Annotated in this window: 11 protein-coding genes and 1 pseudogene; 4 read left to right on the top strand and 8 right to left on the bottom strand. The window is 70.5% G+C overall.

Translation table 11 applies throughout. The annotated features are described in order from the left end of the window. Nucleotides 1-4: 4 nt before the first annotated feature. From ACNPQM_RS14870 to gndA, 3 genes are all read right to left on the bottom strand, one after another. Complete coding sequence (locus ACNPQM_RS14870) at nt 5-802, bottom strand: family 1 encapsulin nanocompartment shell protein (RefSeq protein WP_358861315.1); 798 nt, start codon at nt 800-802, stop codon at nt 5-7. Then, complete coding sequence (locus ACNPQM_RS14865) at nt 802-1,875, bottom strand: Dyp-type peroxidase (RefSeq protein ID WP_418084349.1); 1,074 nt, start codon at nt 1,873-1,875, stop codon at nt 802-804. Before ACNPQM_RS14865 ends, ACNPQM_RS14870 begins: the two co-directional genes overlap by 1 nt. 144 nt (nt 1,876-2,019) lie before the next feature. After that, a complete protein-coding gene (gene gndA, locus ACNPQM_RS14860; protein ID WP_418084348.1) occupies nt 2,020-3,462 on the bottom strand; it encodes an NADP-dependent phosphogluconate dehydrogenase in 1,443 nt (480 codons plus the stop codon). Between the two features lie 538 nt (nt 3,463-4,000). Here gndA and ACNPQM_RS14855 point away from each other — a divergent pair. Beyond that, entirely contained in the window at nt 4,001-5,302 is a 1,302-nt protein-coding gene (locus ACNPQM_RS14855; protein ID WP_418084347.1) for a transglycosylase family protein, read from the top strand. On the opposite strand, the gene ACNPQM_RS14850 is transcribed toward ACNPQM_RS14855, so the two are convergent. Next, the gene (locus ACNPQM_RS14850) at nt 5,272-6,516 is read right to left on the bottom strand and encodes a DMT family transporter (protein ID WP_418084346.1); all 1,245 of its coding nucleotides are present in this window, start codon (nt 6,514-6,516) and stop codon (nt 5,272-5,274) included. The two genes, ACNPQM_RS14855 and ACNPQM_RS14850, sit on opposite strands and share 31 nt — an antisense overlap. A 201-nt stretch (nt 6,517-6,717) precedes the next feature. Here ACNPQM_RS14850 and ACNPQM_RS14845 point away from each other — a divergent pair, with 201 nt between their 5' ends. After that, complete coding sequence (locus ACNPQM_RS14845; RefSeq protein WP_418084345.1) at nt 6,718-7,452, top strand: (2Fe-2S)-binding protein; 735 nt, start codon at nt 6,718-6,720, stop codon at nt 7,450-7,452. 201 nt (nt 7,453-7,653) lie between these two features. Here ACNPQM_RS14845 and ACNPQM_RS14840 read toward each other — a convergent pair whose 3' ends face one another. Next, nucleotides 7,654-8,109, bottom strand: coding sequence for an ATP-binding protein (locus ACNPQM_RS14840; RefSeq protein WP_358861321.1), 456 nt, complete (start codon nt 8,107-8,109; stop codon nt 7,654-7,656). Nucleotides 8,110-8,566: 457 nt separating this feature from the next. Here ACNPQM_RS14840 and ACNPQM_RS14835 point away from each other — a divergent pair, with 457 nt between their 5' ends. Then, complete coding sequence (locus ACNPQM_RS14835; RefSeq protein WP_358861322.1) at nt 8,567-10,051, top strand: SDR family NAD(P)-dependent oxidoreductase; 1,485 nt, start codon at nt 8,567-8,569, stop codon at nt 10,049-10,051. 276 nt (nt 10,052-10,327) lie between these two features. Next, a complete protein-coding gene (locus ACNPQM_RS14830) occupies nt 10,328-10,501 on the top strand; it encodes a hypothetical protein (protein ID WP_266978285.1) in 174 nt (57 codons plus the stop codon). Nucleotides 10,502-10,646: 145 nt separating this feature from the next. Here the strand turns inward: ACNPQM_RS14830 and ACNPQM_RS14825 are convergent, their stop codons facing one another. From ACNPQM_RS14825 to ACNPQM_RS14815, 3 genes and pseudogenes are all read right to left on the bottom strand, one after another. Further along, nucleotides 10,647-12,083 carry a lipase maturation factor family protein gene (locus ACNPQM_RS14825; protein WP_418084344.1) on the bottom strand — a complete coding sequence of 479 codons (1,437 nt, stop codon included), beginning with the start codon at nt 12,081-12,083 and terminating at the stop codon, nt 10,647-10,649. Between the two features lie 37 nt (nt 12,084-12,120). Continuing rightward, a complete protein-coding gene (locus ACNPQM_RS14820) occupies nt 12,121-12,630 on the bottom strand; it encodes a DUF1990 family protein (protein ID WP_358861324.1) in 510 nt (169 codons plus the stop codon). Next, nucleotides 12,627-12,892: pseudogene (locus ACNPQM_RS14815) on the bottom strand (YndJ family transporter); the annotation flags it as partial. The gene ACNPQM_RS14820 and the pseudogene ACNPQM_RS14815, both read right to left, overlap by 4 nt. Nucleotides 12,893-13,088: the final 196 nt, after the last annotated feature.

Below are 13,088 nucleotides of genomic sequence, written 5' to 3'. Positions count from 1 at the left end.
GCCGTCAGGCGATGATCGGGACCACGGCTTCCGGCGTCAGCATCCGGAACGTGAACGACTGGTGGAAGTAGAGCCGGATGTGCGTCGCGTCGTGGTCCCGGTAGCCGATGGACAGGTCCTGGCCCAGGCGCAGTTCGAAGTCGCCGCCGCGGGTGGACAGCAGCACACCCCCCGCGACGGCGGGCGCCCAGAGGATCTGGTCGTCCAGCAGCCGAGCGAGATGCGTGGCCACCGGGTAGCCGTGGTCGGACGTCTCGGTCGCCTCGGTGAACGCGTCGGCGCCGAGCAGCAGCCGGTACGGCCCGTCCACACCGGCCAGTCGCAGCTGGGTCAGCGCCTGGCTCACCGTGGCCGGATAGTCGCGCGCATCGGCGGGAAGCGGCAGCGGAGTGTGCGAGGAACCGTCGCGCAGACCGGTGATACCGGCCGCCGCGTAGCCGTCGATGATGGCCATGTCCTCGGCGAACGCACAGGTCCGGGCGGCATCCTTGACGGGCTGCCAGTCACTGTCGTCGGAGCCGCGCTCGACATCGTCCACGGCCGCCCGCGTCACCGTGAACGGCACCCGCCACTCGATCACCGGCACGGAGGTACGGGCCCTGGCGATGACATCCGGCGTCGGCGGGTCGATCTCCCGCAGATGCCCGTCACCGACCGCCGAGAACGACGGTCCCTCGGGATCCGTCACATCGACGACGCGACGGCCCGCCAGATGGCGGCTGAAGGTGCGCCGGGCCTCCTCCTCGATCTGGTCCCAGGCGGCTTCCGTGACGGGGGCGAGTTCGCGGTGGAGGTTGTTCATCACTGGGCGCTTTCTTGCAGGCTGCCGATGTGCAGCGAACCGTCCCGCGTATCCGCCGGAACCGTGATCCGCGCGACCGGCGCGGACGCCGGCTGCGACAGGGATTCGGTCCCGGACAGGACGGGGGCCGGCGGCGGGGCGTCGAAGAAGTCGGCGCTGGGGGCGTAGAAGAGGGTGCCGGTGACGGCGGTCGAGAAGTCGAGGATGCGGTCGTACGTGCCCGGCGGATTGCCGAGGAACATATTGCGGAGCATCTGCTCGGTCACGTCCGGATCGGCGGCATAACCGATGAAGTACGTGCCGAACTCGCCCTGTTCGAAACTGCCGAACGGCATGTTGGCGCGCAGGATCTCGCGCGCGGTGCCGTCCGGCGCGGTGAGGGTGTTCAACGCGACATGGGAGTCATGGGGTTTGACGGCGTCGGGCAGCTCGACGTCGTCCAGCTTGGTGCGGCCGATGACACGCTCCTGCTCCTCCGTGCTCAGCGTGTTCCAGGAGGCCAGGTCGTGGAGATACTTCTGCACGATGACATAGCTGCCGCCCGCGAAGACGGGGTCGGCTGCGGAGCCCACGAGCGCCGCCGACAGCGCACCGGCGCCGATCGGGTTCTCCGTCCCGTCGACGAAACCGAGCAGGTCCCGGTGGTCGAAGTACCGGAACCCCTGCGTCTCGTCGACGACCGTCACCGCCCCGCCGATCCGGTCGAGCAGTCGGGCGGCCCACTCGTAACACACGTCCATCTGCTCGCCCCGGATATGGAACAGCAGATCGCCCGGAGTGGCGGGGGCGTGGTGGCGCGCGCCGTGCAGCTCCCGGAACGGATGGAGCGAGGCCGGCCGGGGCCCCGCGAACAGCCGGTCCCAGGCGTCCGACCCGAACCCGGTCACACAGGCCAGTCCGGCGTCGGGCACCCGGAAGTCGATGGAACGGGTGAACGCCGCCAGGTCCGGCAGTACCTCGCGTACGGCGCTCTCACCACCGGGTTCGATCGTGACGACCAGGATCAGGGCGGCGGTCGTCAGCGGCGCGACGACAGGTTGGGCGGCGGCCGGGTCCGGGACGGCGTCGGGCATGCGGCGGCTCCGAGTGGGTGGTGACGACAGCTCGGCCGGGGCATCCCGGTGCTGCGGGACGCCGACGGTACTCGCTGCTACTTACCCATACGTGCGGCCCCGCCGCATCCCGCGGCGACCCGACCGGGCGACCGGCCGCCCCCGTCAGCCGGTGGAGACCTCCGACCGGTCGCCGCCCCAGAGCGTGTGGAACGAGCCGTCACGGTCGGTGCGCCGATAGGTGTGCGCTCCGAAGAAGTCCCGCTGCCCCTGTGTGAGCGCCGCGGGCAGCCGGTCGGCCCGCACCCCGTCGTAGTACGAGAGCGCGGCGGCGAACCCGGGGGTCGGCACCCCCTGGCGCACCGCCTCGGCGACCACCGTCCGCCAGTCGTCCTGCGCCGCACCGATCTCGGCAGCGAACTGCTGGTCCGAGAGGAGGCTCACCAGCCCGGGACGGGCGTCGTACGCCGCGCGGATCCGGTCCAGGAAGGCGGCCCGGATGATGCATCCGGCCCGCCAGATTGCCGCCACCCCACCGAGATCGATGTTCCAGTCGTACGCCTCGCTGCCCGCCCGGATCTGGTGGAACCCCTGCGTGTAGGAGACGATCTTGGAGGCGTACAGCGCCTGTTCGACCTGGTCGGCGAAGGCTGCCGCCGCTGCTCCGGTGAGGGGGACGGCCGACGGCCCCGGCAACTCCCGTGCGGCCTCACGGAGATCCGCGTGGCCCGACAGGGAGCGGGCGAACACCGCCTCCGCGATACCGGAGACCGGCACCCCCAGATCCAGCGCGATCTGCACGGTCCAGCGGCCCGTCCCCTTCTGCTCGGCGCGGTCCTGCACGATGTCGACGAAGGGCGCGCCCGTCGCCTCGTCCGTATGGGCGAGGACCTCGGCGGTGATCTCGATCAGATACGAGTCGAGGCGGCCGGTGTTCCAGCTGCGGAATGTCTCGGCGATCTGCGCGGGGGAGTAGCCGGCCACCCGGCGCAGCAGGTCGTACGCCTCCGCGATCAGCTGCATGTCCGCGTACTCGATGCCGTTGTGGACCATCTTCACGAAATGCCCGGCGCCGTCGGGGCCGATGTGCATGGTGCACGGGGTGCCGTCCTTCGCCTGTGCGGCGATCCTCTCCAGCAGCGGGCCCAGGGATTCGTACGACTGGGTGGAGCCGCCCGGCATGATGCTCGGCCCGTTCAGCGCCCCCTCCTCGCCGCCGGAGATGCCGACACCGACGAAGTGGATCCCGCGCGCCCGCAGGTCCTTCTCGCGGCGGCGAGTGTCCTCGAAGTGGGCATTGCCCCCGTCGATGATGACGTCGCCCTCCTCGAGCAGCGGGGCGAACTCCTGGATAACGGCGTCGGTCGGATCGCCCGCCTTCACCATGATGACCAGCCGACGAGGTCGCTCCAGCGCCGCCACGAACTCCTCGGGTGTGCGTGCGGCGACGAAGGTGCCCTCGTCGCCGAACTCCTTGACCAGGGCATCGGTCTTTGCGGTCGTACGATTGTGCACCGCCACCGTGAAGCCGTTGCGGGCGAAGTTCCGGGCGAGATTGCGGCCCATCACCGCGAGTCCAGTGACGCCGATCTGCGCAGTGCCGCTCATCTGTGTGCTCCTGCAATCTGTCGAGGATGCCGGGATGGCCAGTATGGATACGGGAAGCGGGCATGGCCTGTTCGCCCCGCCGTGCTCCGTTCACGCAGCAGTGGAACGCCCGTACGGTCGGGTGACGAGCCGGCCGGGCCGGTGGAACAGGGCTCTTCCGCGGGGGACAGGCCTCGCCCGTCCCCTGCCGCTGGACGCGGTGGCCCGGCGGCATCGCTCCGGCTCTGTCGCGGCGGCACCCGGGCGCGGTTGGGTGAGGCGCACGTACGCGCATCGCGGACGGCACCGGCACCCCGGGCGATGCCGGTGCCGTCGTCCATGGCCGGACCATCGGCCGGCGGGACGTACCGTTCGAGCGGCCGGTGCGCGCCGCCGTCGACATGCCCCCGGGCGTCGCCCCCCGTCGATGCACTGTGATCCGAGGCGCCCGTTTCATGCGTGACAGGTGGGTTCTCGGCTGAGCCCTTGTCATCACCCTTTGTATGCCCATAAGTTGACCGCTTGCGACGTGTCATAGAGCCAGTGGGGGAGCCAAGTCATGGCCGCGAACGGACGGCACCGCAAATACCAGCCCAGCCGCATCAACCGTGCCTCGCTGACGGTCACGGCAGGCGGTGCGGGCATCGCGCTCCCGCTCATCAGCGCAGCTTCGGCGGGCGCAGCGTCGACGGATGTCTGGGAGAAGGTCGCCGCCTGCGAGTCCACCGGCAACTGGTACATCAACTCGGGCAACGGATACTTCGGCGGGCTGCAGTTCACCCGGTCGACGTGGGCAGCCTACGGCGGCACCGTCTACGCGCCGCGCGCCGATCTGGCCACCAAGGCAGAGCAGATAGCCATTGCGGAGAAGGTACTGGAGGCGCAGGGCCCCGGTGCGTGGCCGACCTGCTCCACCCGGGCGGGCCTGACTCGGGGCGGCGGCGCCCCCGACGTCAAGCCGCAGGCGGAGCGGACCGGCGGCCCCGTCGACACCTCCTCGAAGGGGACTCCCACCCCGAACAAGGCGAAACCGAAGGCCGATGAGGCGTCCGTACCCGTCACGCCGACCACGGTGCCCGGCAAGCGCGAGTCGTACACCGTTGCGCATGGCGACTCGCTCTCCGCGATCGCGTCGACCGAGCGCGTGAGGGGCGGCTGGCAGCATCTCTACGCGGCCAACCGCAAGGTGGTCGGCGACGACCCGGACCTGATCTTCCCCGGCCAGAGGCTCACCCTGGACGCGGCCCGGACCCCGAAGCCCGCTTCGAAGACCGGCCTCAAGCCGGGCGCATCCACCGGAACACACCTGAAGGCGAAGCCGCGTCGACCGGCGGAACCAAAGCGCGAGCAGGCGGAACCGCAGCACCAGGCGGCAAAACCGCACCACACGACAGAGGCGAAGCCGCACCGGGCGGCAAAGACTCAGCCCAGGAAGACCGAGCGGGCCGAGAAGCACCCCGGGCTCAGCGCCCCGGTGGTGGCGACCCGCATCGGCACCTCCTACCACCAGGCCGGTTCCTGGGCGAGTGGCTATCACACAGGCATCGACTTCCCCGTCCCCACGGGCACTTCGGTCAAAGCGGTGGCCTCCGGCACGGTCGTGTCGGCGGGCTGGGCGGGAGCGTACGGCTACCAGATCGTCATCCGGCACAGCGACGGCAAGTACAGCCAGTACGCGCACCTGTCCGCGCTCCATGTGCGCGAGGGCCAGCACATCAGCGGCGGTCAGCGCATCGCCCGCTCGGGCTCCACGGGCAATGTCACCGGACCGCACCTGCACTTCGAGATCCGTACCGGCCCCGGCTACGGCTCCGACATCGACCCCGTGACCTACCTCAGGGCGGGCGGCGTCAGCGTCTGAACGCCGCCGAGCGGTTGCGCGGAGTCATCCGGCTCGGCGGCCGACGGGGCACGTCGTCCCGAACCGGTGCGCGGCAGCGGCGCGGGGCCGAACCACACCCGACGCGCCCGACGACTCCCCAGCGTCACCGGCAGCGGGAGCAGCGAGGGAATCGAATCGGCAGCGGCCGAGCCGGACACGGCGGGCGTGCCCCGAGGAGGCCCCGCCTGCGGCTGATGCCACGCGAACTCCACCGCACCGGCGGACTTCACCACAGCAGCGGGCTCGGCGGCGCTCTCCGCGCCCTCCAGGGCACCTTCCATGTCCTCCGTGGCAACCCCGGCATCCACCTCCGACACATCCGCGCCGATGCCCTGGACCCGCTGATTCTCACGCTGCTCCGCGCTCATCCGCTCCGTGGTCAGCAGGATCAGCCCGCCCGCGGCCACCACGCCGCACGCGAGTGCCAGCACCGTGCCCGCCGTGCCGTGCCGGAACTCCTCGCCGAACAGCGTGATGCCGACAGCCGCCGCGATCACCGGGTTCACAACGGTCACCGTCGCGAGCGGAGCGGTGAGGCCGGCGCCCCGGTACGCGGCCTGGGCCAGCAGCAGTCCGGCCCCTGCCAGCGCCGCGATCACCAGGAGCGAGGGCAGCCCTGCGCCCACGGCACCCGACGTCCACACCATCGCCACCGTCTTCGTGAACACGGAGGCGATACCGAACGCGACACCCGCCGCCCCGGCCAGCACCATGCTCCGTACCACCGGCTTCTGCATGCCCTTCGAGACCACGAGGAGCAGCGCCACCGCACCGAACGTCACGGCCGCGAGCATGAACTGGTCCGACCCGTCCAGCGTGGGCGACTCGCTGCTGCCGGTGAGCGCGAGCAGACCCGCCAGACCGGCCGTCGCCATGATCGCGCCGCGCCAGGCAGCCGCCCTGGCCCGGCGGCGGACGAAGAGGGCGGCCATCGGCAGGGCGAAGACGATCGTCAGCGCGCCGAGCGGCTGCACCAGGCTGAGCGGGCCGTACGCCAGTGCCAGCACGTGCAGCACGGCACCCACACCGTTCAACGCCACGGCCACCCACCACACGCGGTTGCGCAGAGGGGTGAGCGAGCGGCCGTCTCCGGCCGTGGCGACGCGCTCCTGGACGATTGCCCCGGCCGCGTAGGCGACTGCGGAGACCAGTGACAGCAGCACCGACAGTGCGAGGAAACTCATGTGCACCACGATGGCCCTTCAAAGCCGCCGAGTCGTCGTCCTTGAGACTGCGATCCGACGTACTGCTTTGGTAGTACGGCAGTGGTCCGCGTGTCCTCCTCTCGACGGTAGTCCTCCTCCCGACGGGCCTCAGGACGATCATCCCGCAGCGATACGGTGAACGGCGAGCCGCGGTACCCGGGATGCCCGCGATGTCGCCAGGAGTGATCGATGGAACCCGCGCAGGAACAGCGCTTGGAACAGGCGGACGCCGCCTCGCCGGGCGGCTTCTTCGCCCTGCGCAGCACACCGGTACCCGGTGGCGCACACCGCCCGCTGGCCCGGCTGTACGCGGGAGAGACGGCATCGCTCACAGTCCGTATCGACGCGGTCGCCACCGCGCTCCGTACCCCGGAGCGCAGAGTGGCCGCGTCCGTGGCTCACCTGGGCCTGGCCGCCCGTCTCTGGTCGACCGCCCTGGGGCCGGCGGCCATCAGCGGCGGCTTCCCCGATCTGTCCCCCGGCATGCTCCACTGGGACCCGCAGCGCCCCGCCCCCGACGACCTCTGGCACGAGCCGGTCGCCACGCTGCCGGGTACCGCGGACCGGATCCGCGAGGTCGTCCAGTTCGGTCATCTCGTACCTCTGGCGGAGGCGATCCGCCAGGACGGACACCTCGCTCCGCGGCTGCTGTGGGGCAACGCGGGATCGGCCCTCGCCGGAGCGCTCCGCGAACTGGTCGCCTGGGCGCGGACCCACCACCGCCCGGACGTCGCGCAACGGGCCCGCGCCCTGGTCGCCGAACTCTTCGACCACCCGGATCTGCGCACCACCGGCTCGCCGCACACCCCCGCGTTCCGCAGACGCAGCTGCTGCCTCTACTACCGGTGCCCGGGCGGGGGCCTCTGCGGGGACTGCGTCCTCGACCGCAAACCGGGACCCGCCGCGGAATCCGCTCCCTGGTGATCGACCGCGCGCCGACAGGGACGTCGTGACGGCGTCGCAGGCCGTCGGGCCCCTGGGGCGTGTTTCGAAAGTCCCGTCTGCCGGGCGGCCGCGACGCCCTGTGGCCCCGCTCGGGCAGCCGGCCGCTCGGCGTTCCGTCGGCTGGTCCCAGGCACAGGACCTGAAGGCTGTCCGCCGTTCTACGGTCGGGCTGTGACCGGGTCAGCTGCTGAGCTCGAACTCGGCCCGGATCCGCTTGCCCACCGGCACCCGCTCGGCGGTCAGGCGGTCGCACAGGGCGACGACGATCTCCATGCCGTGACCGCCGAGGCGGGTCGGGTCGGGGGAGAAGAAGACGGGAAGCGTCGTGCTGCTGTCGTAGACCGTGACGCTGACCCGCTGCGCGGTGCCCTCCAGCTCCAGCAGGTAGGGGCCGTGGCTGTAGCGGTCGGCGTTGGTGACCAACTCACTCACGGCCAGCACCAGATCGTTACGGGTGTGCTCGCCGAGCACCGCCAGCCATTCCGTGGTGAGCCGGATCAGAAAGCGGTCGGCCAGTGCGCGTGCCCGGGCGATGCATCCCGGCTCATCACCGAACACTTCCGCGATGAGCAGTGCCTCAGTGGGCCGGTGACCCGGATGCGGGTCGTCCGGCCGGGCGAGGGCGTATTGGTTCATGAGCTCCAGCCAGGGCGCAGCGGGGGAGGTCGTTGACCTATTCTTCGCGGTTCATCTACCCGTGTCATGACATCCCACTCCTGGGAATGACGAGGGTGGTCGGGAGCGTCCCGGCAGTCGTACGACCGTCACGAAGAACTCGTCGATCCGGCGAACGGCGGTGGTGAACCGATCCACGTCGACCGGCTCGGTCCTGGGCGCTGTCGTCGGACTGCCGACGCCGCCCGGGGTCCCCGGCGCCTCCTCCCGCGGCCCGCTGTGCCGCCCTGCGTACCCGGATGGAGCAGCGCGGCGGACATGGCAGACTTGAGCGGGGCGTTCGGCCCGAAGTGCGGCGGCTTCGCGCAAGCCCGCAGCCGGGCCTCAGCCCCGTGGATACCAGTCCTCGTGAGCCCGGTGCGGCAGTGCGCCGGGGCTGCCGAGAGATCCCGGCGGCATGACTGACAGAGGAACGGCAATGACGGTGACAGAGGACAGCGCGGAGTTCGCTCCCGGTATCGAGGAGTTCGGTCCCGGTATCGACCCGGAGCGGCTGGCCGTCTGCCTGAGCGTGCTCGACGAACTCGACACCATCGAGGTCGACCACCCGGACGCCATCGCCGTGCGCCGCGCCACCGCCGGTATTTACCGGACCGTGAAGCAGCGCCGCCGTCAGGAGCGCCGGGCCGCCAAGACCGCGCACGACAAGGCTGTTACCGAGGCCACCGCCACCGGCTCGGCCGACCGCATCGACGACGAGACCCAGGGCGTCCTGCCGTCCTCCTCGGCCACTGCCGAGATCGCCGGGATACTTCAGCGGCCCCGCTCCTGCTACATCTGCAAGACCCGGTACGTCGAGGTGGACGCCTTCTACCACCAGCTCTGCCAGCAGTGCGCCAAGGAGAACCGGGCCCGCCGCGACGCGCGGACCGACCTGACGGGACGCCGGGCGCTGCTCACCGGCGGACGGGCCAAGATTGGCATGTACATCGCGCTGCGGCTGCTGCGTGACGGCGCGCACACCACCATCACCACCCGCTTCCCCAACGACGCGATCCGCCGCTTCAAGGCGATGCCGGACAGTGACGAGTGGATCCACCGGCTGAAGATCGTCGGCATCGACCTGCGCGACCCCGCCCAGGTCGTCGCGCTCGCCGACTCGGTCGCCGCCGAGGGGCCGCTGGACATCCTGATCAACAACGCCGCGCAGACGGTTCGCCGCTCCCCGCAGGCGTACAGCGAACTGCTCGGCGCCGAGTCTGCCCCGCTGCCCGCGGGTGAACTCCCCGCGGCCGAGGTCATCGGCACCTTTGGCAGCGGCTCGGTCGACCGTGTCGCCGCCCTGCCCGCCGCCCGCAAGGAGGGGCTGAGCGCCCAGGACGTCACGGAACTGGCCCTGGTCACCGGATCCGCCTCGCTGGAACGGATCGCTGCGGGCACCGCGATCGACGCGGGCGGTCTCGTGCCGGACCTGCACCACACGAACAGCTGGATCCAGACGGTCGAAGAGGTCGAGCCGATCGAGCTGCTCGAGGTCCAGCTCTGCAACTCCACCGCGCCGTTCATCCTGATCAGCCGGCTCCGTCCCGCGATGGCCGCGACGGCGGCCAAGCGCGCCTACGTGGTCAACGTCTCCGCGATGGAGGGTGTGTTCAGTCGCGGCTACAAGGGTGCGGGCCACCCGCACACCAACATGGCCAAGGCGGCGCTGAACATGCTCACCCGCACCAGCGCCCAGGAGATGTTCGAGAAGGACGGCATCCTGATGACCGCCGTCGACACGGGCTGGATCACCGACGAGCGCCCGCACCCCGACAAGATCCGGCTGGCCGAGGAGGGCTTCCACGCCCCGCTCGACCTGGTCGACGGCGCTGCCCGGGTCTACGACCCGATCGTGCGCGGCGAAGCCGGAGAGGACCTGTTCGGCTGCTTCCTGAAGGACTACGCGCCCGCCGGTTGGTAGAGCGATCCGTTGTCCAAAAGTGACTGAGCGCACATGTTCCATCGAGCGCGAACGCGCTCATTTGGTTAGGCTGAGGTGAACAGACGCCACCCGGGGGTCCACAAAAATCCCCGGGCCGTCCTGGGACAGGCTTGTAACCAGGCCGCCGTTCCGCCCCATGCCCGGCGCCACCGCGACCGAACTGTTCCTGCCCCGCCCCATATGGGCGGTCGATTTCCGGTAATGAGGCCGGAATGTCGGCGACGCCCGGGGTTTCGCGACACGAAGGAGTGCGCGGTGACACCAGAACTGACGAAGCAAGAGAAGCGACCGGCCGAGCGACAGGGAGAGCGGGCCCGTCGGCCCGAGAAACTCCAGAACCTCGAAGTCTGGGCCAGATCCGCGCCGATCCGGCTGGCCGGCTACGAGGACGATCTCGCCGAGCCGCACATCCTGCCCGGCATCGACTGATCGACGGGCCCGGCTGCGAGCCCGCCCGACGTGCGCGATGTCCGTCAGCCAGGGAGCCCCGGCCCTCCGACACAACGGAGGTCCGGGGCTCCGGCGTGTCCCGGCCGGGTCACCGCACCGGGCGGAATCCGGGGCCCGGGTCCTCTTAAGGGGGTGTGGTCGGGCTGATGCGGGCGGGGGCGAGGGCAACCGGTCTGATGAATTCCCGCACATAGGTGCGGTGCCACCAGTTCCCGGTGGCGCGCAGCTCGCGCCAGGTCGTGTACCGGTAGCGGTACACCCTGGCGCGGAGGTGCGTGGGCGGGGTGCCCGGGAACGGGTTGTGGCGCAGCAGCCGCAGGGTGTCCCGGTCGTTCTCCAGCAGCCGTTCCAGGAAGGGCCCGAACCAGGGATGGGCGTACGCGGGAGAGAGTGCCGCGAACCACATCAGCCAGTCCAGGCGCAGGTGATAGGGAGCGAACTGGCGCGGGAGCCTCCGCGGATCGCCCGGCTTGCCCCGGAAGCCATACTCCTGCCAGACGGTGCCGGGGTGGAGCACCGTCTCGGCGGTGCCCTCGACCGCGATTTCCAGCCGGACCCGGCTGATGCTGCCGAACGCGCCGTACGTGTTGACGAGATGCAGCGGGTCGAACGAGCGGTTCATCACCTGGCGGCGGGAGACCAGATTGCGCGCCGGACGGTAGCTGAGGACGACCACCAGCGCGGTGACGGCGATGACCAGCACCTCGTACCAGAGCGGCGGCGCCGACTGTGCGGGCTGCGCAGCGACCAGTGACCAGTCGACGGCGGACAGGGCGAGAGCGATGGTCACCCAGTTCAGCCAGGCGAAGTTCCCGGAGAGTACCAGCCACAACTGCGTGACGATCATCAGTCCCGCAGCCGCACTCGCCACCGGCTGCGGGGTGAAGAGCAGGATCGGGACAAGGAGTTGGGTGACATGGTTGGCCGCCACCTCCACCCGGTGGACCGGTCGGGGCAGCCGGTGGAAGAACCAGCTCAGCGGTCCCGGCATCGGCTGGGTCTCGTGGTGGAAATACAAACAGGTCAGCTTGCGCCAGCACTCGTCGCCCCGGATCTTGATCAGCCCGGCGCCGAATTCGACCCGGAACAGCACCCAGCGCAGCAGCCACAGCACCAGCACCGGCGGAGCCGTGTCCGCGTTGCCGAGAAAGACGGCGAGGAAGCCCGTCTCCAGGAGCAGCGACTCCCACCCGAAGCTGTACCAGACCTGGCCGACTTGGACGATCGACAGATACAACGCCCAGGGCAGCAACCACATCAGCATGGCGGCCCAGAGCGGAATGTACGAATCCACCCCGGCGATCAGCGCGACCGCGAGCGCGCAGCCGGTCCAGGCGACCATTGCGAAGAACCGGTCGGAGTAGTGGAGCCGGAAGAGACCGGGAGCGAGGCGCCAGTCCGTTCGCCGCAGAAAGTCGGGCACGGGCAGCATGCCCCGTTCGCCGATCAGCGCCCGGAACTGGAGGGCGGCGGCGAGAAACCCGACCAGGTAGATGCAGGCGAGAGCCCGCTGGAAGATCAGCCGGCTGAGCCAGTAGCCATCTGCGGTGAACCATTCCATCACTTCCAGTATCGGCGCTGCGGGGCGGCTGAGCGCTTCAGCCCTCCGACACGATCCGTCCCAGCGCGGTGCCGAGCCGGCGTGCGTACCAGAGCTGGAGCACCGGTACGAGGGGTCCCGCCATCCGGCTGTACCAGCGGGCCGGACGGGAGAACGCCAGCACGGTGAACCACACCGTGCCGTCGTCGGCCAGCTCCACCACGAAGCACTCCTCACCGCGCTCGGGGTGCCGGTGCCGGGTCCCGTACGCGAAGCCGATGCGTTCCTTCTCGTACGCGGTCCAGACGACTTCGCACGGCGCGGTGAACCGGAGCGGACCGAACCCGATCGACACCCGCACGGAGGTTCCGGGCTCGGCGCGAGCCGTCGACGCCCGCACCCGGGCGCCGGAGGTGCGGTGCATGCGCCAGCCGGTGACGGCTGCGCCCGCCGTCTCGAAGTCGGCCCGGCCGCGGCCCACCGCGACCCGGTGGTGGAGATGGTGGTAGCCGTCGGGGAGCGGGCCGAGCCGGGTGGCCCCGATCTCCGGGTACGTGAAGGTGCTCATGACGTCCTGCCTTCGGGGTCGGTGAGAAATGGGTCGGTGAGCAACGGGACGGTGCGGGTCGGGGGAGTACGGGCGGAGCCGGCGCCGTTCCGGAGCCTTTGCCGGGCGAGCACCGAGCAGAGCGCGAAGCCCAGCGCGTTGCCGAGGCCGTGCGTGGCGGCCACCCAGGTCGGCGTGGGGTGAGGCACCCCGTCGCCTCATCGAGTGCCCAGCTCGGCGCGAGCACCGTCGTCGCCACGAGGACGGCGGCCGAGGTGGCTAGTGCCCCTCCCGGCAAGCTTTGCCCCGTCGCACCGTCCAGCACGCCCGCTCGCCGCGTTGGCCAAAAGTCCTGGTAGCTCCGCTACAAGGACTTCCGCCCGCCTTGCGATCGCACGCACTGGACGACGCTCCTCACGGGGCAAACATTGCCGGTCACGGCACTAGCAGCAGCCGGGTGACCCGGCATGCCCGGCATC

This window comes from Streptomyces sp. NPDC056231 (assembly GCF_048270745.1).
In the GTDB taxonomy this organism is placed as follows: domain Bacteria; phylum Actinomycetota; class Actinomycetes; order Streptomycetales; family Streptomycetaceae; genus Streptomyces.
This window is presented reverse-complemented; position numbering and strand designations above follow the sequence as displayed.